The organism is Chromohalobacter beijerinckii, from assembly GCF_023061185.1.
GTDB classification, from domain to species: domain Bacteria; phylum Pseudomonadota; class Gammaproteobacteria; order Pseudomonadales; family Halomonadaceae; genus Chromohalobacter; species Chromohalobacter beijerinckii.
This window is the reverse complement of record NZ_JAKGAK010000011.1, coordinates 58,450-75,522: the sequence shown is the minus strand read 5'-3', so window position 1 is coordinate 75,522 and position 17,073 is coordinate 58,450. Positions and strand designations below refer to the sequence as shown.

Here is a 17,073-nt window from a genome sequence, read left to right as displayed (position 1 = left end):
AAAATGGCGAACTTGAAAGAACGTTATCAGAACGAGGTGGCAGCTCAGCTCCAAGAGCAGTTCAGCTACGCCAACGTGATGCAGATACCGCGGATCACCAAGGTGACCCTTAATATGGGCATCGGCGATGCGACCAGCGACAAGAAGCTGATCGACAACGCCGTCGGCGACCTGGAGAAACTCTCCGGTCAAAAGCCGGTAGTGACCAAGGCACGCAAGTCCATCGCAGGCTTCAAGGTCCGTGAGGGCTGGCCGATCGGTATCAAGGTGACTTTACGTCGCGAACGGATGTGGGATTTCCTCGATCGTCTCGTGAACGTCGCGATTCCGCGCGTTCGTGACTTTCGTGGTCTGAACCCCAAGTCCTTCGATGGTCGTGGCAACTACTCAATGGGTGTGCGTGAACAGATCATCTTCCCCGAGCTCGAATATGATAAGATTGATCGTATTCGCGGGTTGGATGTCACAGTCACCACTACTGCCAACACCGATGAAGAAGGCCGTGCGCTGCTGAGCGCGCTGAACTTCCCGTTCAAGAAATAAGGGTGGGATCATGGCAAAGAAAAGCATGATTGAGCGTGAGCTCAAGCGCGCGAAGCTGGTAGACAAGTACGCGGCCAAGCGTGCCGAGCTCAAGGCCGTCATCTATGACGTCAACGCTTCTGATGAAGAGCGCTTCGACGCCCAACTGAAACTTCAGGAGTTGCCGCGCGATTCCAGTCCGGTGCGTCAGCGTAATCGCTGCCGCGTGACCGGTCGCCCGCACGGCTTCTACAACAAGTTCGGCTTGGGCCGCAATAAACTGCGTGAAGCCGCCATGCGTGGCGACGTACCTGGGCTCAAGAAGTCCAGTTGGTAAGCTACGCGAGAATCAGGAGCGCAACGTAATGAGCATGCAAGATACTCTGGCGGATATGTTTACCCGTATCCGCAATGCGCAGATGGCCACCAAGGAGACGGTTTCCATGCCGTCTTCCAACCTCAAGGTCGAGGTGGCTCGCGTATTGAAGCAAGAGGGCTATATCCACGACTTCACTGTCACGGAAGGCGCCAAGCCCCAGCTGACCGTTACTCTCAAGTACTTCGAGGGTAAGCCGGTCATCGAGCACATCCAGCGCTTTTCCAAGCCGTCCCTGCGCTCTTACAAGGGCAAGGACACGCTGCCGAAAGTCGCGGATGGTCTGGGCATCGCGATCGTCACCACTTCTCAGGGCGTGATGACCGATCGTGCGGCGCGTCAGGCCGGTGTCGGTGGTGAAGTCATCTGCACCGTATTCTAGGAGTTTGGAATGTCCCGCGTAGCCAAATATCCGGTGAAACTGCCGAGTGGCGTCGAGGTCAAACTCGAGGCCAACAAGCTGACCGTCAAGGGCGGTCAGGGCACGCTCTCCATGACCGTGCATTCCGATGTCACTGTGGGCCAGGAAGAAGGCCAACTGACATTTAATCCGAGCGAGTCCGCCAAAAGCTGGGCGATGGTCGGAACCACCCGTGCGCTGGTACAGAACCTCGTTACCGGCGTTTCGGAAGGCTTTAGCAAGTCTCTCGAGATCAACGGTGTCGGTTACCGCGCGCAAGCAAGCGGCAACACACTCAACCTGACATTAGGCTTCTCGCACCCCGTCGAGTATACGCTGCCTGAAGGTGTGACGGCTGAAACGCCGAAGAACACCATTATCGTGCTGAAAAGCGCGGACAAGCAGAAGCTCGGCCAGGTCGCAGCGGAAATTCGTGCCTTCCGTCCGCCCGAGCCCTACAAGGGTAAGGGGATTCGGTATGGCGACGAAGAAGTCCGCCGCAAAGAAGCCAAGAAGAAGTAAGGCAGGGTTATGAACGCGAAGAAAGAATCTCGTCTCCGTCGTGCCCGCCGCGCTCGCGCCAAGATCCGCGAGCTTGGCGTGTCTCGCTTGTGCGTCAATCGCACGCCGCGCCACATCTACGCGCAGATCATTTCGCCGGATGGTGGCCAAGTACTGGCCAGCGCATCCACGCTCGATAAGAGCCTGCGTGAAGGATCCACGGGCAATGCGGACGCCGCCTCCAAGGTGGGCGCCCTGATTGCCGAACGCGCAAAGGAAGCGGGCATCACCGAGGTGGCCTTTGATCGTGCCGGGTTTAAATACCACGGTCGTATCAAGGCCCTGGCAGATGCCGCTCGTGAAGGCGGCCTGGAATTCTAAAGGGTTTTACGATGGCGAATAACGAACAGAAGGGCGGCGATCTGCAAGAGAAACTCGTGCAGGTAAACCGCGTCGCCAAGGTTGTGAAAGGTGGTCGTATTTTCGGCTTCACCGCACTGACCGTCGTTGGCGATGGCAACGGTCGCGTCGGCTTCGGCCGCGGCAAAGCACGTGAAGTGCCAGTCGCGATCCAGAAGGCGATGGACCAGGCTCGCCGCAACATGGTGAAGGTAAGTCTCAGTGGCTCTACGCTGCAGTACCCCACGAAGGCCCGTCATGGTGCCTCCAAGGTGTTCATGCAGCCGGCGTCTGAAGGTACCGGCATCATTGCTGGCGGTGCCATGCGCTCCGTACTCGAACTGGCAGGCGTCCATGACGTTCTCGCCAAGTGTTACGGTTCTACCAACCCGGTGAACGTGGTGCGCGCGACTATCAAAGGTCTCGCCGCCATGCAGTCTCCGGAGGATATTGCCGCTAAGCGTGGTATGTCCGTCGAAGAGCTCGCGGGGTAAGGCATCATGGCAGCAGCAACGATCAAGGTTACCCAGACTCGTAGTACCATCGGCATTCTGGAAAAGCACAAGGCCACTATTCGTGGCTTAGGGCTGCGCCGCATCGGTCACACGGTTGAGCTGGAAGACACCCCCGCCGTACGCGGTATGGTCAACAAGGTTAATTACCTTGTGCGTGTTGAGGGAGAGTAATCCATGAAACTCAATAGTCTGAGCCCAGCACTGGGCTCGAAGCACGCCGAGAAGCGCGTCGGTCGTGGCATCGGCTCCGGTCTGGGAAAGACCGGTGGCCGCGGCCACAAAGGCCAGAAGTCACGCTCCGGTGGGTCCGTGAAGCCCGGTTTCGAAGGCGGTCAGATGCCATTGCAGCGTCGTCTGCCGAAATACGGTTTCACGTCCATCAAGTCGCTGGCATCCGAAGAGGTGCGCGTGGCGGAGTTGGCGAAGATCGATGGTGATATCGTCGATCTGGATAGCCTTAAGAAAGCCAACGTACTCAAGGATAATACCAAGTACGCGAAGGTGATTCTCTCCGGTGAACTGAACAAAGCAGTCACGGTTCGTGGTCTCAAGGTCACCAAGGGTGCCCGTGGCGCGATCGAAGCTGCCGGTGGCAAGGTAGAGGACTAATGGCTAAGTCAGGAAACATGCCGGCCAGTGGAAGTGGTCTGAGTGAACTTTGGGCGCGTTTGCGTTTCGTGTTCATCGCCATCGTGGTGTACCGTATCGGTGCCCATATTCCGGTGCCTGGCATCAATCCTGACCAGCTTGCTGCCTTGTTCAGGGAAAATCAGGGCACCATCCTGGGCATGTTCAACATGTTTTCGGGTGGTGCGTTGTCGCGCATGAGTATTTTTGCGCTGGGGATCATGCCGTATATCTCCGCGTCGATCATCATGCAGCTCCTGACGGCGGTCTCGCCTCAGCTGGAACAGCTGAAGAAGGAAGGTGAGGCTGGCCGGCGCAAGATCAACCAGTACACGCGCTACGGTACGGTGCTGCTGGCATTGATCCAAGCGACCGGCATGGCAGTCGGTCTGGTCGGACAGGGCGTCGCCTATAGCGGCGATCTCAGCTTCTACTTCACAGCGATCGTGACGTTTGTCGCGGGTGCCGTGTTCCTGATGTGGCTGGGAGAGCAGATCACCGAAAAAGGTATTGGTAACGGCATTTCCCTTATCATCTTCGCGGGTATCGTGGCGGGTCTTCCGAGCGCTATCGGCCAGTCTTTCGAGCTGGCGCGAAACGATGGGGCCTGGAATATCTTGCCGTTGCTGTCGTTGGCAGTCCTGGGGATCGCGACCGTTGCATTCGTGGTCTTCATCGAGCGTGGCCAGCGACGGATCAAGGTGAATTATCCGCGTCGTCAGGTAGGCAACAAGATGTATGCCGGGCAGAGCAGCTATCTGCCGCTGAAGGTCAACATGGCCGGTGTCATTCCGCCGATCTTTGCCTCCAGTATCTTGCTGTTCCCAGCCTCGATTGGTCAGTGGATCGGTGATGGGCAGAACATGGCCTGGCTGCAGACGGTTTCCCAGGCGATGGGGCCGGGGCAGCCGCTGTACATCTTGCTTTTCGCGGCGGCGGTGCTATTCTTCTGCTTCTTTTACACGGCGTTGGTCTTCAATCCCAAGGATGTCGCCGACAACCTGAAGAAGTCGGGAGCGTTTCTACCGGGGATTCGTCCGGGCGAGCAAACGTCCCGCTATGTCGATAAGGTCATGACGCGTCTGACGCTTTTCGGCGCCTTGTACATCACCGCAGTTTCCCTGATGCCTCAGTTCCTCGTGGTGGCATGGCAAGTGCCTTTCTACTTTGGCGGTACTTCCTTGCTCATCGTGGTGGTGGTGGTCATGGACTTCATGGCCCAGGTGCAGTCGCATCTGATGTCGAATCAATATGAATCGGTGATGAAGAAGTCCAACCTGAAAGGCTATGGCAGCGGCGGTATCCTGCGTTAAACGAGCCCCGCTAGGTTTTTTGGAGAGAACGATGAAAGTTCGAGCTTCCGTCAAGAAAATGTGCCGTAACTGCAAGATCATTCGGCGCAATGGCGCGATTCGTGTCATCTGTAGCGAACCGCGGCATAAGCAGCGCCAGGGTTGATCCTGCGCTGACTTAAAAGCGGGCGTAGGCATACCCCTTGTCTCTTAGGAGGCAAAGGGGTATGCTATTGCGCCCTTATAGACGACTAAACGAGCAAGCCGCTCAACATTCGGAGTAAGCTGATGGCCCGTATTGCAGGCGTCAATATCCCGGACAACAAGCATGCGGCGATCTCGCTGACCTACATCTTCGGGATTGGCCGTACGCGTGCGCAGGAAATCTGCGTCGCTACCGGCATCGCGCCGACGACGAAAGTGCAGGAGCTGTCCGCCGAAGAGGTGGATGTCCTGCGTAACGAAGTCGGCAAGTATACCGTTGAAGGCGATCTTCGCCGTGATACGACGCTTAACATCAAGCGTCTCATGGACTTGGGTTGCTATCGTGGTCTGCGTCATCGTCGTGGTCTTCCGCTGCGTGGTCAGCGTACCAAGACCAATGCGCGTACCCGTAAGGGACCGCGTAAGCCGATTCGCAAATAAAACGCACGTTCTGGCGTTAAGACAGGAATAGACATCAACATGGCTAACCCGCGTAGTAACCGTAAAAAGGTGAAAAAGCAGGTAGTGGATGCGGTTGCCCACATCCATGCCTCTTTTAACAACACGATCGTGACGATCACAGACCGCCAGGGCAACGCCCTTTCTTGGGCGACTGCCGGTGGTTCGGGTTTTCGTGGTTCTCGTAAGAGCACCCCGTTCGCTGCTCAAGTAGCAAGCGAACGTGCAGCGACTGCTGCAGCCGAGTATGGTGTGAAAAACGTCGACGTGCTGGTCAAGGGACCCGGTCCCGGCCGTGAATCCGCCGTGCGTGCGCTCAATGCTGCGGGTTTCCGCGTGCAGAGCATTACCGACGCGACGCCCGTTCCCCATAACGGCTGCCGTCCGCCGAAGAAACGCCGCGTTTAAGGAGACAGATTCATGGCACGTTATATTGGACCGAAGTGCAAACTGTCTCGTCGTGAAGGCACCGACCTCTTTTTGAAGAGCGGTGTTACTCCCTTCGAGAAAAAGTGCAAATCCGAGCAAATCCCGGGTGTCCACGGCCAGCGCCGTCAGCGTCTTTCCGACTACGGCTTGCAGCTTCGTGAGAAGCAGAAAGTACGTCGCATGTATGGCGTACTCGAGAAGCAGTTCCGCAACTACTACAAGGAAGCGGCTCGCCTCAAGGGCGCGACTGGTGAGTTGTTGTTGCAGCTTCTCGAATCCCGACTGGACAATGTCGTCTACCGTATGGGCTTCGGCTCCACGCGCTCAGAAGCGCGTCAGTTGGTCAGCCACAAGGCAATCGCCGTGAATGGCCGTAGCGTCAACGTGGCTTCCTATCAGGTCAAGCCGGGTGACGTGGTGTCCGTTCGTGAAAAGTCCAAGAACCAGGCGCGTATTCAAAACGCCCTGGGCATCGCCGCCAACCGTGGCGATGTGACTTGGATCGACGTCGACTCCAAGAAGATGGAAGGCACTTTCAAGGCTGTCCCGGAACGCGGCGACCTGTCTGCCGACATCAACGAAAACCTGATCGTCGAGCTGTACTCGAAGTAATCATGCAGCCACTGCGTGATGCCGCCAGGCCCCATGCCAGGGCCTGGTTTCGAGTACCGAGTATCCGTTTGGCAGCCTGAAAGGTGTTCTTATGCAGCGTTCAGTGACAGAGTTTCTCCGTCCTCGCGACATCAAGGTCGAAGAGATCAACGCGAATCATGCGAAGATCGTGCTCGAGCCGTTCGAGCGTGGTTTCGGCCATACCCTGGGGAATGCTCTGCGTCGCATCCTGCTGTCTTCCATGCCCGGTTGCGCCATTGTGGAAGCGGAGATTGAAGGCGTTCTACACGAGTACAGCGCCATCGAGGGCGTCCAAGAGGACGTCATCGAAATTCTCCTGAACCTCAAGGACGTCGCCATCAAGATGCATGGCCGTGACGAAGTGGTTCTGACGCTGAGCAAGCAGGGCCCGAGTGTGGTGACCGCGGGCGATATCGCCGTCGATCATGATGTCGACGTCATCAACCCGGATCACGTTATCGCGCACCTCAACGACAGCGGTGAGCTGAAAATGGAGCTCAAGGTAGTTCGCGGTCGTGGCTATGAGCCAGCGGATACCCGTGCTTCCGAGGAAGACGAATCGCGCGCGATCGGTCGCCTCCAACTGGATGCGACTTTCAGCCCGGTGCGTCGTGTGTCTTACTCCGTGGAAGCCGCGCGTGTCGAACAGCGTACCGATCTCGATAAGCTGATTATCGACTTGGAAACCGACGGCACCTTGGATCCGGAAGAGGCGATTCGCCGCAGCGCGACCATCCTGCAAGAGCAGCTGGGCGCGTTCGTCGACCTCGAAGCCGACAAGGAACAGGAAGTCGAAGAAGAAGAGGATCAGATCGATCCGATTCTACTGCGCCCCGTAGACGATCTCGAGTTGACCGTTCGCAGCGCCAACTGCTTGAAAGCCGAGAATATCTATTATATCGGTGATCTGATTCAGCGTACCGAAGTAGAGCTGTTGAAGACCCCGAACCTCGGCAAGAAATCCTTGAATGAGATCAAGGACGTTCTGGCAGCGCGCGGTCTTTCCCTCGGCATGCGGCTGGAAAACTGGCCGCCGGCGAGCCTGAAGGACGACAAGGCCTCTGCGTGAGCGCCGACTCGAGTCCCAGTTTGGTAAGGAATTTCAACCATGCGTCATCGTAAGAGTGGTCGTCATCTCAATCGTACGAGCTCGCATCGCCATGCCATGTTCAAGAACATGTGTGTGTCGCTAGTCGAGCACGAAGTCATCAAGACTACCCTGCCCAAGGCCAAGGAGTTGCGTCGTCACGTCGAGCCGCTGATCACCCTGGCCAAGCAGGACAGCGTCGCCAACCGCCGGCTGGCCTTCAACCGCACCCGTTCCAAAGAAACGGTCGGTAAGCTCTTCAATGAGCTGGGCCCACGTTATGTCGAGCGCCCGGGCGGCTATGTGCGTATTCTCAAGTGCGGTTTCCGTACTGGTGACAATGCGCCGATGGCTTATGTTGAGTTGGTCGACCGTCCGATCGTAGAGGAAGCCGCCGAGGAGTAATCTTCGTCAGGCTTCGCCATCTCGGCACAATAAAGCCGGCCCCTCGGGGCCGGCTTTTTTATGCGTTGTTGATAGCCGATATTTCGATCAGGTTTCGGCAGTACTCGCTTCGCGCGTTGCCTTGGCAGTTGTGCGCTTGGCTAGGATCGGCTCGAGGAAACGCCCGGTGTGCGAAACGTCCATCTTGGCGACTTGCTCTGGTGTACCCTCGGCGATGATGCGTCCCCCGCCGGAACCGCCCTCCGGGCCAAGGTCGATAACCCAGTCGGCGGTCTTGATTACGTCGAGATTGTGCTCGATGACCACGATGGTGTTGCCATGATCGCGCAAGCGATGCAGGACACCCAGTAATTGCCGGATATCTTCGAAGTGCAGACCGGTAGTGGGTTCGTCGAGAATATAGAGCGTCTTGCCAGTATCGCGTTTAGCTAGCTCGCGGGCGAGCTTGACGCGCTGCGCCTCCCCGCCGGAAAGGGTGGTTGCGCTTTGCCCCAAGCGCACGTACGACAGGCCGACGTCCATCAGTGTCTGCAAGCGCCGGGCAAGCGCCGGGACCGGTGAGAAGAACTCCAATGCCTCCTCGATGGTCATTTCTAGCACCTCATGGATATTCTTGCCCTTATACTGAATCTCCAGAGTTTCGCGGTTATAGCGCTTGCCCTTGCAGACGTCGCAGGGCACGTAGATGTCGGGCAAAAAGTGCATCTCGACCTTGATCAGCCCCTCGCCCTGGCAGGCTTCGCAGCGTCCGCCCTTGACGTTGAAGCTGAATCGCCCAGGTTTGTAGCCGCGCGAGCGTGCCTCTTGGGTGCCCGCGAAGAGCTCTCGGATCGGTGTGAAAATGCCGGTATAGGTGGCCGGGTTGGAGCGCGGCGTCCGTCCGATCGGGCTCTGATCGATGTCGATGACCTTGTCGAGCAACTCTAGCCCTTGGATGCGCTTGTAAGGTGCGGGCGTGAGGCTCGTGGCGCGATTGAGCTCGCGCGTGGCGACGGGCATTAGCGTCGAATTGATCAGCGTCGACTTGCCCGAGCCGGACACCCCCGTCACGCACACGAAAAGGCCCAGAGGCAAGTCGAGCGTAACGTTCTGCAGATTATTGCCGTTGGCACCGGTGAGGTGCAGCATTTTCTCTGGATTGCCGGGGATGCGATATGGTGGGATCTCGATGCGGCGTTTATCCGATAGGTATTGGCCGGTCAGCGAGGCTTCGCATTCGGTGACTTGCTCGGGGGTCCCCTGCGCGACGATACGGCCGCCATGCACCCCGGCGCCGGGGCCGATATCGAGGACATGATCCGCCGCGCGTATCGCCTCCTCGTCGTGTTCGACGACGATGACCGTATTGCCGAGATCGCGCAGGCGTTCGAGCGTCTGAAGCAGCCGGTCGTTGTCGCGTTGATGCAGGCCGATCGAGGGTTCATCGAGGATGTACATGACGCCGACCAGGCCTGCGCCGATCTGGCTGGCCAGGCGAATGCGCTGAGCCTCTCCGCCGGAGAGTGTGTCGGCGCTGCGCTCTAGGGTTAGGTAGTCGAGCCCTACATTGACTAGGAACTCCAGGCGCGAATGGATCTCGTGGACGATCTTGACGGCGATTTCACCCTTGCGTCCAGGCAGTTCCAGCGCCGCGAAGTAATGCCAGGCCTCGCCGATGGGCAGTCGTGAAATCTCGGGAAGTGGACGCCCGTCGATATAAACATGGCGGGCTTCCTTGCGCAGCCGTGTTCCTTGGCAGGACGGGCAGGGCTGTACCGCCAGGTGTTTGGCGAGGTCTTCTCGCACCATGCTCGACTCGGTTTCGCGGTAACGCCGTTCCATGTTGGGTAGGACGCCCTCGAAGGCATGTTCGCGTGTGACCTTGCGCCCCCGGTCGTTGACGTAGCTGAAGGCGATCTGGTCCTGCCCACTGCCGTGCAAAATGACATCACGCTCATGCCGGGCAAGATCCTGCCAGGGCGTTTCCAGCGCGAAGCGATAATGCTGGGCGACCGCCTGCAACTGGTTGAAGTAATACACGCTACGCCGATCCCAGCCCTTGATGGCGCCTTCGGCTAGCGACAGCTCGGGATGGCTGATCAGCTTGTGCGGATCGAAATACTGGCGTACCCCGAGGCCGTCACAGGTTGGGCAAGCCCCGGCGGGATTGTTGAACGAGAACAGCCGCGGTTCGAGCTCGGCGATCGAGTAGCCGCACACCGGGCACGCGAAGCGTGCCGAAAAGACGATATCGTCGCGTACGCCATCCATATCGTGAAGGATGGCGATGCCGTCGGACAGGCCGAGTGCGGTTTCGAACGACTCGGCCAGACGCAGGGCTAGCCCATCGCGTACCTTGATACGATCAACCACCACGCTGATGTCGTGCTTCTTGTTCTTGTCGAGCGGACCAAGCTCGTCGAGTTCCACGGCCTGACCGTCGACCATGGCACGGACGTAGCCCTGGGAGCGCAGCTCGGCCAGTAGTTGCTGGTGCTCGCCCTTGCGACCACTAATGACCGGTGCCAGTAGCATCAACTTGCTGCCTTCGGGCAGCGCCAAGGCTTGATCGACCATTTGCGAGACGGTTTGTGCTTCGAGATCGATGTCGTGATCGGGGCAGCGTGGCGTTCCCGCGCGGGCATAGAGCAGGCGCAGGTAATCGTGAATCTCGGTGATCGTGCCGACCGTCGAGCGCGGGTTGTGGGACGTCGATTTCTGCTCGATGGAAATCGCTGGCGAGAGCCCTTCGATGTGGTCGACATCGGGCTTTTCCATCATCGACAGGAATTGGCGGGCATAGGTGGAGAGGGATTCCACATAGCGGCGCTGTCCCTCGGCGTAGAGGGTGTCGAAGGCCAACGATGACTTGCCGGAACCGGACAAACCGGTAACGACGATCAGCTTGTTGCGCGGTAGTTCGACGTCGATGTTCTGCAAATTGTGGGTGCGTGCACCCCTGACCAGAATTCTGTCCATGCCCACCTCGTGCCGGTTGCGCCGTGGCGGTGGCGCGGTCAAAGGATCGATTATAGAGGGTGCAGTGGAGTCCGAGCAAAGCGCGTCCTTTCCTTGGCAGGCAGGCAGTCGGTAAAATGCGCTTGGTCGGCGTCTGCGCGCGTGCGAGACGCCGAGGTGTTGGTTCGTCACGGCCCCTGCGGCAAGGCCTCGCGGGCCGGTTTCGGTATCGAACGTTTCTTCTCTTCAACGACGCGACTCAATCATGTCTTCATCATTGCTTCACACCGAGCGGCGTGCCATTTTCGGCCTCGCCAGCTTATATGCGACGCGCATGCTCGGGCTTTTCATGGTACTGCCGGTCCTGGCGCTGTATGCCGGGGACCTGGATGGTGCGACTCCCTTGCTGGTGGGAATGGCGCTGGGTGGTTACGGCCTGACACAGGCGATTCTACAAATTCCCTTTGGGCTGCTGTCGGATCGGTTCGGCCGCAAGCTCATCATCAGCATTGGACTCTTGTTGTTTCTGCTAGGTAGCGTTGTCGCCGCCCAGGCGACTTCGATCGGCTGGGTGATTGTCGGGCGCTGCCTGCAAGGCAGCGGCGCGGTCGCCGGGGCGATCATGGCGCTGCTGGCCGATCAGACCCGCGAAGAAGTGCGTACGGCGGCGATGGCGACCATCGGGCTGTCGATAGGCATCGCGTTTGGCGTGGCGATGGTCGTGGGCCCCTTGGTCGCCGATCCTTTCGGCTTGGCCGGTGTGTTCTGGTTCACGGCCGCACTCGCGGCGGTGGGGATGCTGGTGCTGTGGCGCCTAGTGCCGCGTGCACCGCGTTTGGTGTCGCATCGCGATGTCGGGCTCGACCGCACTCAACTCCGCGCGATGCTGGCGCGGCGTGATCTGCTGCGCCTGGATTTCTCGATCTTCGCCCTGCACGCCATCCTGACGGCCTGCTTCGTGGCCGTGCCGTTTCGTCTGGAAGCGTTGGGCATTGCGCCGGCGCACCATGGCTGGGTGTATCTGCCGATCATGGCGCTGGCCTTCGTGGCCATGGTGCCGTTGGTGATCGTGGCCGAAAAGTACCGCAAGATGAAACCGATCTTCATCGGTGCCGTGGCATGGCTGACGCTATGTCTGGCGGGGCTGGTGGAGTTTTCCGATGGGCGTTGGGCGTTGTTCTCGCTGCTCTGGGGATTCTTCGTGGCTTTCAACTTGTTGGAAGCCACGCTGCCGTCGATGATCAGCAAGCTGGCCCCGGCGGGCGCCAAGGGCACGGCGATGGGCGTGTACTCCACCAGCCAGTTTCTGGGTGCCTTCCTGGGCGGAACGGCGGGCGGCTTCCTCTCCCAGCACTTCGGTCTGGACGCGGTCTTTCTGGGCGCGACGTTGTTGGGTGCGGTATGGTTGGCGATTGTCTGGAAGATGCCGGCACCCCGCCACCTCTCGAGCGAGATCGTCGCCCTGGACGAGCGCTCGATGGGCACGATGGATACACTGATGGAGCGATTCGCCGCCGTGGCTGGCGTCGAAGATGTCATGGTGGTGCCCGACGAGCGTGTCGCCTACCTCAAGGTTGACCGTCAGCGGCTGGATGCCGAGGCGCTAGAACGCGTCCTCGGGTCCGAGCGAGATCACAAGAGCGCCTGATAACGGGCGCGGAACTATTTCAAGGAGACTCACATGGCGCGCGGCGTGAACAAGGTCATCCTGATCGGCAATCTCGGTCAGGACCCGGAAGTCCGCTTTCTACCTTCCGGTAATCCGGTGTGCAATCTACGCATCGCGACCACCGATACCTGGACCGACCGTCAGAGCGGTCAGCGCCAGGAGCGTACCGAATGGCATACGGTGGTGATGTTCAATAAGCTGGCGGAAATCGCCCAGCAGTACGTGAAGAAAGGCTCGCGTATCTATATCGAGGGTCGCCTACAGACGCGTAAGTGGCAGGGTCAGGACGGGCAGGATCGGTATTCCACCGAGATTGTCGCCAACGACATGCAGATGCTCGATTCGCGCAGTGGCCAGGGTGGCGGCGACTATGCGCAACCCTCGCAAAATGCGCCTCAGCAGGGCGGTGGCTACGGCCAGCCACAAGGCGGTCCGCCCCCGCAGCAGCAGGCACCTCAGCAACAACCGCCCCAGCAGGGTGGCCAGCAAGGTAATTACGGTGCTCCCAATCCCGGCAACTTCGATGATTTCGACGACGAGATTCCGTTCTGACGTTTGCCGAAGATGGAAGCGTGATGTGTAACCTATAAAGCCCCGACATTCGGGGCTTTATAGGTAAAGGGGTCAGCCCAGTCGGTAATGCTTAAGGTTTAAGCCCCAGGCGTTTACCCAGACGGTGCAGATTGCCGCTATCCGTTCCCAAGGTTCGCGCGGTAGCGGCCCAGTTGCCATCGTGTACCTCCAGTGCGTGGGCGATATGCCGGCGCTGGAAGTCCTCGACGGCTTCGCGTAGCGGCACGGGGGGCGCGGGGTGCGTTTCGGGTACTGTGGGTTCGGAAGAAGTGGTGTCGTCGGCGGGCGTTGTCGGCAGTTCCAAGTGATGCGCGGCGATGCGGACTACGGCATTGCGACGCGCGTCCTGCCCTGCAGGAGACTGGTCTCCGAAGGCACGTAGCGCGGCACGTCCCAGGGTATGCTCCAGTTCGCGGATGTTCCCTGGCCACGGCCAGGACAGTAGGGCGTGTTCGGCCGCGAGGTCGAGGCGCAGATTGGCGAGCCCCAGGCGAATGCGGTTGTCCTCCAGGAAGCCACCGGCCAGCAGCGGCACATCCTCGCGACGCTCCCGCAGGGGCGGGACCTGCAAGGGGAAGACGCTCAGACGGTGGTAGAGGTCTTCGCGGAAGCGCCCGGCGGCGACCTCCTGGCTCAGGTCGCGATTGGTGACCGCGACCAGGCGCACGTTGACGCGCTGCGGGGTTTCGCTTCCCAGCGGCTGAATCTCGCCTTCCTGCAGCACGCGCAGTAGCTTGGGCTGCATGGCCAACGGTAGTTCACCGATTTCGTCGAGCATCAGCGTGCCGTCGTGGGCCATGGCGAAATGGCCGCGATGATCGCGGACGGCCCCGGAAAACGCGCCGCGCCGATGGCCGAAGAGTTCACTTTCAATCAGCGACTCGGGCAGGGCCGCGCAATTGACGCGTACTAGTGGCCCCTCGCGACGTGCGGAAAGCGCATGCACGCGGCGGGCGATACGCTCCTTGCCGACCCCGGTCTCGCCATGCAACAGCACGCTCATGTCGGTGGGCGCCACCAGGGCGAGGCTTTCCTCCAACCGCCGCATGGCAGGACTCTGCCAATCGGGCGTGCTGTGACGCGGTGCGTCCTGATCGGTGAAGTGCTGGTCGAGTGCCTGATTGAGGCGCGAACGGGTATCGCTGAGCTGCTGTGCGAGACGCAGGCAGGTCGCCAACAGGCCCGCCGCGGCCAACAGTTCGTCATCATCGACGGTGGTCAGGCAACCCGGCGTCAGGGCATCCAGCGTCAGCATGCCGAGCAGTCGGTCGCCATCGCGCAGGGCCACGCCCATGCAGTCATGCACATGGCTCAAGGTGTCGTCGAGCAGACCATCGAAGGGATCGGGCAACGGCGAATCGAGCGGGAAGCGGCACACGCCGGGATGCGCGGCGATTGCGGCTAGACGCGGGTGCGCGGTCAGGCTAAAGCGGCGTCCGCGGACTTCGTCGTCTAGGCCTAGCACGGCCACGGGCTGCAGGCCGTCGTCGTGAGCGACCATCAACGTGCTGGCATCGGCGGGATAATCGCCGACCAGCGCGGCGAGCAGCTTTGCCCAGCGCTCGGGCAGAGCATCGCTGCCACGCCCGACGCTGAGATCGGCGAGTAGGTCGCGCAGGGTGTGCAAGAAGACTGTCATTTGGACATTCTCTTTCGAGCAAATTGTCATAGTGACATGCGATGTGGGTGTTATTTTGACAGTCATTACGCCGAGGGCAAGTGCTCGTCGTCTACTGGGCTGCGCCCTGAAGTTTCTGCAACGCGGCAACCACGCGGTCTCGACAGGCACTGGCGTGGCACAATGTCGCGGACACGGCTAAATGAGCCGAGTTGGCACTCCGATTGCGATAGCAGGGGCACACACTTGAACGCCTATCGCGAGGAGACATCATGCTGACATCCGCCCAGGAGTCCGTAATCGCCGCCACTACACCGGTGGTTGCCGAACACATCGAAGCCATCGCCAAGCGCTTTTACCCGTTGATGTTTGCGCGTTATCCCGAGGTGAAGACGTTGTTCAACGCCGCGCACCAGCAAAGCGGCGGACAGCCTCGCGCGCTGGCGGGCGCCGTCGTTGCCTATGTACAACTGCGGCACGAGCCTGAACGTCTCGACGATGTGCTGGGTATCATCGTCGACAAGCACGTCTCGCTGGGCATTCGTCCCGAGCACTATCCCATCGTCGGCGAATGTCTGATGGTGGCGATCGGCGAGGAACTGGGCGAGGCAGTAACGGAGGAGGTCGCCGATGCCTGGAGCGCGCTTTATGAGGAACTGGCGGGGCTGCTGATCGAGAAGGAGGCACGTCGCTATCACGACTTCGCCACCCAGCCTGGTGGTTGGGACGGCACCCGTGAGTTCCGCATTGTCGCCAAGCATCCCGAGAGCGCCGTCATCACTTCCTTCGAGCTGGCGCCGGTAGATGGCGGTGCGGTCGCTGAGCATCGCCCGGGACAGTATATTGGCCTCAAACTGGCCATCGACGGCGACACCGTGCATCGCCACTACAGCCTCTCGGCGGCGCCCAATGGTCGGACCTATCGGATCTCCATCAAGCGCGAGGAGGGTGGCCAGGTCAGTCGCCATTTTCATGACCGCCTGGCGGTGGGCGACACCCTGGAGCTGCTACCGCCGGCGGGGCATTTGACCCTGGCCGCAGGCGACACGCCGGTGATGCTGATCAGTGGTGGCGTGGGGCAGACACCGATGCTGCCGCTGGCACGGCAGGCGCTCGAGGAAGGACGCCGGGTCGTCTACCTGCATGCGGCACGCGACGGTGCGGTGCGTGCGTTTGCCGACGAGCTGGAGGAGTTACGCAAGGCGTTTCCGGCGTTGCTGCAAGTGGTCACCGTCTATTCGCAACCGCGCCCGGAGGACTCCCCTGATCACGTTGGCCGTGTGGATGCCGCGCTGCTGGCGGACTACGCCCCGCGTGACGCGCAGTACTATACGGTGGGGCCGGCGGACTTCATGCGCTGCGTCGATGTGGCGCTGGAAACGCTCGGCGTCGCGGCCAGCCGGCGCCATCATGAATTCTTCGGGCCTGCCGAGTCGTTGGCACGCGTCGCCTGAGACGCCGTGTCGATGACCGAAGCGCCACGCCATTCGGCGTGGCGTTTTGCGTTGTGCGCCAGGCATGACATGCAGCGCCTGACTGGCGCTTTTATCTAGGGAAGAGGCGCCGGAGACGAACTCCGGCGCCGACCCGTTTGGGATTTGCGGTGAATCTTAGCGGGTCTCGTTGAGCACCGCCTCGGGAAAGTGCCGACGCAGGATTTGGTTCTGAAACGGATCCACGAAGCGGCTGTTGATGATGATGATGAAGCGCTCGAAGGGCGCGCCGGCATCTTCCTGGTGGATACCGTCCACGCTATGAAAGAGACGGTCATCACGCAGGTGGAGGATATCGCCCGGGGCGAGGGTCGTGTCGGCCACGGGGAAAGTGCCCGCCTTGTCGGCATACAGGTGGTTATCGCCCCCGCCGACATTGTGGCGACTTAACACCAGGATGCTCAGCGCCTTGCATCCGTCGGCATGAATCCCCTGTCCCTGCAGGGGATCGATCATGCCTTCTCCACGAACGCCGGTTATCTGCATCAGGATAGGTTCGTTGGGTTTCAGGTCCCAGAGCCGCGCCCAGGCACGCACGAAGGCCTTCACGTCCGGTCGGGCCATGAACGCCGGCGTCAGCGGCTCATAGTAGCGCAGGCGGTCTGCCATGCTCTCCGCATCATTAAAGGTGCCGCCCTGAGCCATGGGGCAATGGCCCATATCGACGACGTCGTCACGTTCATCCAGCGTCAGCCAGGACATACGTTTCCAGCGACGATTGACATAGGGGTCCCGGGGCAAGTCGGCGGTGAATGCCTGCCAAGCCTTGAGGTCTACTCGGGAACGCACCTCGGTTTTGCTCCAGTCCTGCTGGTTCAGGGCTTGGTGAATCGTCGGCGACCAGTAGTCGGCGAGCGGATCGGAGGGTATGGTGCTGGAATTGAAGCCACGCTTGAGGGTGTCGAGTTTCATTGAGATCTTCTCCATTGATATA

21 protein-coding genes are annotated in these 17,073 nt (G+C 60.0%); 18 read left to right on the top strand and 3 right to left on the bottom strand.

Features of this window, described 5'->3' with window-relative positions; genetic code table 11:
* Positions 1-3 precede the first annotated feature (3 nt).
* The 15 genes from rplE (at position 4) to rplQ (ending at position 7,849) form a co-directional block, all read left to right on the top strand.
* Positions 4-543, top strand: a complete 540-nt coding sequence (gene rplE / locus L1075_RS10030; RefSeq protein WP_246894739.1) for a 50S ribosomal protein L5 — start codon at positions 4-6, stop codon at positions 541-543.
* 10 nt (positions 544-553) lie between these two features.
* On the top strand, positions 554-859 hold the full coding sequence (rpsN, locus tag L1075_RS10025) for a 30S ribosomal protein S14 (protein WP_040239397.1): 306 nt from the start codon (positions 554-556) through the stop codon (positions 857-859).
* A 28-nt stretch (positions 860-887) separates the two neighbouring features.
* On the top strand, positions 888-1,280 hold the full coding sequence (gene rpsH / locus L1075_RS10020; protein WP_040239394.1) for a 30S ribosomal protein S8: 393 nt from the start codon (positions 888-890) through the stop codon (positions 1,278-1,280).
* 9 nt (positions 1,281-1,289) lie between these two features.
* Positions 1,290-1,820, top strand: coding sequence for a 50S ribosomal protein L6 (gene rplF, locus L1075_RS10015; protein ID WP_075369412.1), 531 nt, complete (start codon positions 1,290-1,292; stop codon positions 1,818-1,820).
* Between the two features lie 9 nt (positions 1,821-1,829).
* Positions 1,830-2,180 (top strand): 50S ribosomal protein L18, encoded by a 351-nt coding sequence (gene rplR, locus L1075_RS10010; protein ID WP_040239390.1) that lies wholly within the window; start codon positions 1,830-1,832, stop codon positions 2,178-2,180.
* 11 nt (positions 2,181-2,191) lie between these two features.
* Positions 2,192-2,692, top strand: a complete 501-nt coding sequence (rpsE, locus tag L1075_RS10005; RefSeq protein WP_040239388.1) for a 30S ribosomal protein S5 — start codon at positions 2,192-2,194, stop codon at positions 2,690-2,692.
* A gap of 6 nt (positions 2,693-2,698) precedes the next feature.
* Complete coding sequence (gene rpmD / locus L1075_RS10000) at positions 2,699-2,884, top strand: 50S ribosomal protein L30 (RefSeq protein WP_040239387.1); 186 nt, start codon at positions 2,699-2,701, stop codon at positions 2,882-2,884.
* 3 nt (positions 2,885-2,887) lie between these two features.
* Positions 2,888-3,322: a 50S ribosomal protein L15 gene (rplO, locus tag L1075_RS09995; protein ID WP_075369411.1), complete on the top strand. Its 435-nt coding sequence runs from the start codon at positions 2,888-2,890 to the stop codon at positions 3,320-3,322.
* Complete coding sequence (gene secY / locus L1075_RS09990; RefSeq protein WP_075369410.1) at positions 3,322-4,653, top strand: preprotein translocase subunit SecY; 1,332 nt, start codon at positions 3,322-3,324, stop codon at positions 4,651-4,653. The genes rplO and secY overlap by 1 nt, the downstream gene beginning before the upstream one ends.
* 31 nt (positions 4,654-4,684) lie before the next feature.
* Positions 4,685-4,798, top strand: a complete 114-nt coding sequence (gene rpmJ / locus L1075_RS09985; protein ID WP_075369409.1) for a 50S ribosomal protein L36 — start codon at positions 4,685-4,687, stop codon at positions 4,796-4,798.
* 122 nt (positions 4,799-4,920) lie between these two features.
* The gene (gene rpsM, locus L1075_RS09980; protein WP_075369408.1) at positions 4,921-5,277 is read left to right on the top strand and encodes a 30S ribosomal protein S13; all 357 of its coding nucleotides are present in this window, start codon (positions 4,921-4,923) and stop codon (positions 5,275-5,277) included.
* A gap of 39 nt (positions 5,278-5,316) precedes the next feature.
* Positions 5,317-5,703, top strand: coding sequence for a 30S ribosomal protein S11 (rpsK, locus tag L1075_RS09975; RefSeq protein WP_011505752.1), 387 nt, complete (start codon positions 5,317-5,319; stop codon positions 5,701-5,703).
* A gap of 12 nt (positions 5,704-5,715) precedes the next feature.
* Positions 5,716-6,336 carry a 30S ribosomal protein S4 gene (gene rpsD / locus L1075_RS09970; RefSeq protein ID WP_040239375.1) on the top strand — a complete coding sequence of 207 codons (621 nt, stop codon included), beginning with the start codon at positions 5,716-5,718 and terminating at the stop codon, positions 6,334-6,336.
* Positions 6,337-6,427: 91 nt separating this feature from the next.
* Positions 6,428-7,426 (top strand): DNA-directed RNA polymerase subunit alpha, encoded by a 999-nt coding sequence (locus L1075_RS09965; protein ID WP_040239374.1) that lies wholly within the window; start codon positions 6,428-6,430, stop codon positions 7,424-7,426.
* A 39-nt stretch (positions 7,427-7,465) separates the two neighbouring features.
* The gene (gene rplQ / locus L1075_RS09960) at positions 7,466-7,849 is read left to right on the top strand and encodes a 50S ribosomal protein L17 (protein WP_178999548.1); all 384 of its coding nucleotides are present in this window, start codon (positions 7,466-7,468) and stop codon (positions 7,847-7,849) included.
* 87 nt (positions 7,850-7,936) lie between these two features.
* On the opposite strand, the gene uvrA is transcribed toward rplQ, so the two are convergent.
* A complete protein-coding gene (gene uvrA, locus L1075_RS09955; RefSeq protein WP_178999547.1) occupies positions 7,937-10,807 on the bottom strand; it encodes an excinuclease ABC subunit UvrA in 2,871 nt (956 codons plus the stop codon).
* Positions 10,808-11,051: 244 nt separating this feature from the next.
* Here uvrA and L1075_RS09950 point away from each other — a divergent pair, with 244 nt between their 5' ends.
* Both L1075_RS09950 and ssb read left to right on the top strand, forming a co-directional pair.
* The gene (locus tag L1075_RS09950) at positions 11,052-12,434 is read left to right on the top strand and encodes an MFS transporter (RefSeq protein WP_040239366.1); all 1,383 of its coding nucleotides are present in this window, start codon (positions 11,052-11,054) and stop codon (positions 12,432-12,434) included.
* Positions 12,435-12,467: 33 nt separating this feature from the next.
* Positions 12,468-13,007: a single-stranded DNA-binding protein gene (ssb, locus tag L1075_RS09945; RefSeq protein WP_040239365.1), complete on the top strand. Its 540-nt coding sequence runs from the start codon at positions 12,468-12,470 to the stop codon at positions 13,005-13,007.
* Between the two features lie 91 nt (positions 13,008-13,098).
* Here the strand turns inward: ssb and norR are convergent, their stop codons facing one another.
* Entirely contained in the window at positions 13,099-14,667 is a 1,569-nt protein-coding gene (gene norR / locus L1075_RS09940) for a nitric oxide reductase transcriptional regulator NorR (protein ID WP_040239363.1), read from the bottom strand.
* Positions 14,668-14,918: 251 nt separating this feature from the next.
* On the opposite strand from norR, the gene hmpA reads away from it, so the two are divergent.
* Positions 14,919-16,100, top strand: a complete 1,182-nt coding sequence (hmpA, locus tag L1075_RS09935; protein WP_040239361.1) for an NO-inducible flavohemoprotein — start codon at positions 14,919-14,921, stop codon at positions 16,098-16,100.
* A 156-nt stretch (positions 16,101-16,256) separates the two neighbouring features.
* On the opposite strand, the gene L1075_RS09930 is transcribed toward hmpA, so the two are convergent.
* Positions 16,257-17,051: a 2OG-Fe dioxygenase family protein gene (locus L1075_RS09930; RefSeq protein ID WP_040239360.1), complete on the bottom strand. Its 795-nt coding sequence runs from the start codon at positions 17,049-17,051 to the stop codon at positions 16,257-16,259.
* Between the last annotated feature and the right edge of the window lie 22 nt (positions 17,052-17,073).

Coding starts and splice junctions, on each gene's coding strand:
- rplE (WP_246894739.1), top strand. CDS start 4: ATGGCGAACTTGAAAGAACGTTATCAGAACGAGGTGGCAGCTCAGCTC.
- rpsN (WP_040239397.1), top strand. CDS start 554: ATGGCAAAGAAAAGCATGATTGAGCGTGAGCTCAAGCGCGCGAAGCTG.
- rpsH (WP_040239394.1), top strand. CDS start 888: ATGAGCATGCAAGATACTCTGGCGGATATGTTTACCCGTATCCGCAAT.
- rplF (WP_075369412.1), top strand. CDS start 1,290: ATGTCCCGCGTAGCCAAATATCCGGTGAAACTGCCGAGTGGCGTCGAG.
- rplR (WP_040239390.1), top strand. CDS start 1,830: ATGAACGCGAAGAAAGAATCTCGTCTCCGTCGTGCCCGCCGCGCTCGC.
- rpsE (WP_040239388.1), top strand. CDS start 2,192: ATGGCGAATAACGAACAGAAGGGCGGCGATCTGCAAGAGAAACTCGTG.
- rpmD (WP_040239387.1), top strand. CDS start 2,699: ATGGCAGCAGCAACGATCAAGGTTACCCAGACTCGTAGTACCATCGGC.
- rplO (WP_075369411.1), top strand. CDS start 2,888: ATGAAACTCAATAGTCTGAGCCCAGCACTGGGCTCGAAGCACGCCGAG.
- secY (WP_075369410.1), top strand. CDS start 3,322: ATGGCTAAGTCAGGAAACATGCCGGCCAGTGGAAGTGGTCTGAGTGAA.
- rpmJ (WP_075369409.1), top strand. CDS start 4,685: ATGAAAGTTCGAGCTTCCGTCAAGAAAATGTGCCGTAACTGCAAGATC.
- rpsM (WP_075369408.1), top strand. CDS start 4,921: ATGGCCCGTATTGCAGGCGTCAATATCCCGGACAACAAGCATGCGGCG.
- rpsK (WP_011505752.1), top strand. CDS start 5,317: ATGGCTAACCCGCGTAGTAACCGTAAAAAGGTGAAAAAGCAGGTAGTG.
- rpsD (WP_040239375.1), top strand. CDS start 5,716: ATGGCACGTTATATTGGACCGAAGTGCAAACTGTCTCGTCGTGAAGGC.
- L1075_RS09965 (WP_040239374.1), top strand. CDS start 6,428: ATGCAGCGTTCAGTGACAGAGTTTCTCCGTCCTCGCGACATCAAGGTC.
- rplQ (WP_178999548.1), top strand. CDS start 7,466: ATGCGTCATCGTAAGAGTGGTCGTCATCTCAATCGTACGAGCTCGCAT.
- uvrA (WP_178999547.1), bottom strand. CDS start 10,807: ATGGACAGAATTCTGGTCAGGGGTGCACGCACCCACAATTTGCAGAAC.
- L1075_RS09950 (WP_040239366.1), top strand. CDS start 11,052: ATGTCTTCATCATTGCTTCACACCGAGCGGCGTGCCATTTTCGGCCTC.
- ssb (WP_040239365.1), top strand. CDS start 12,468: ATGGCGCGCGGCGTGAACAAGGTCATCCTGATCGGCAATCTCGGTCAG.
- norR (WP_040239363.1), bottom strand. CDS start 14,667: ATGACAGTCTTCTTGCACACCCTGCGCGACCTACTCGCCGATCTCAGC.
- hmpA (WP_040239361.1), top strand. CDS start 14,919: ATGCTGACATCCGCCCAGGAGTCCGTAATCGCCGCCACTACACCGGTG.
- L1075_RS09930 (WP_040239360.1), bottom strand. CDS start 17,051: ATGAAACTCGACACCCTCAAGCGTGGCTTCAATTCCAGCACCATACCC.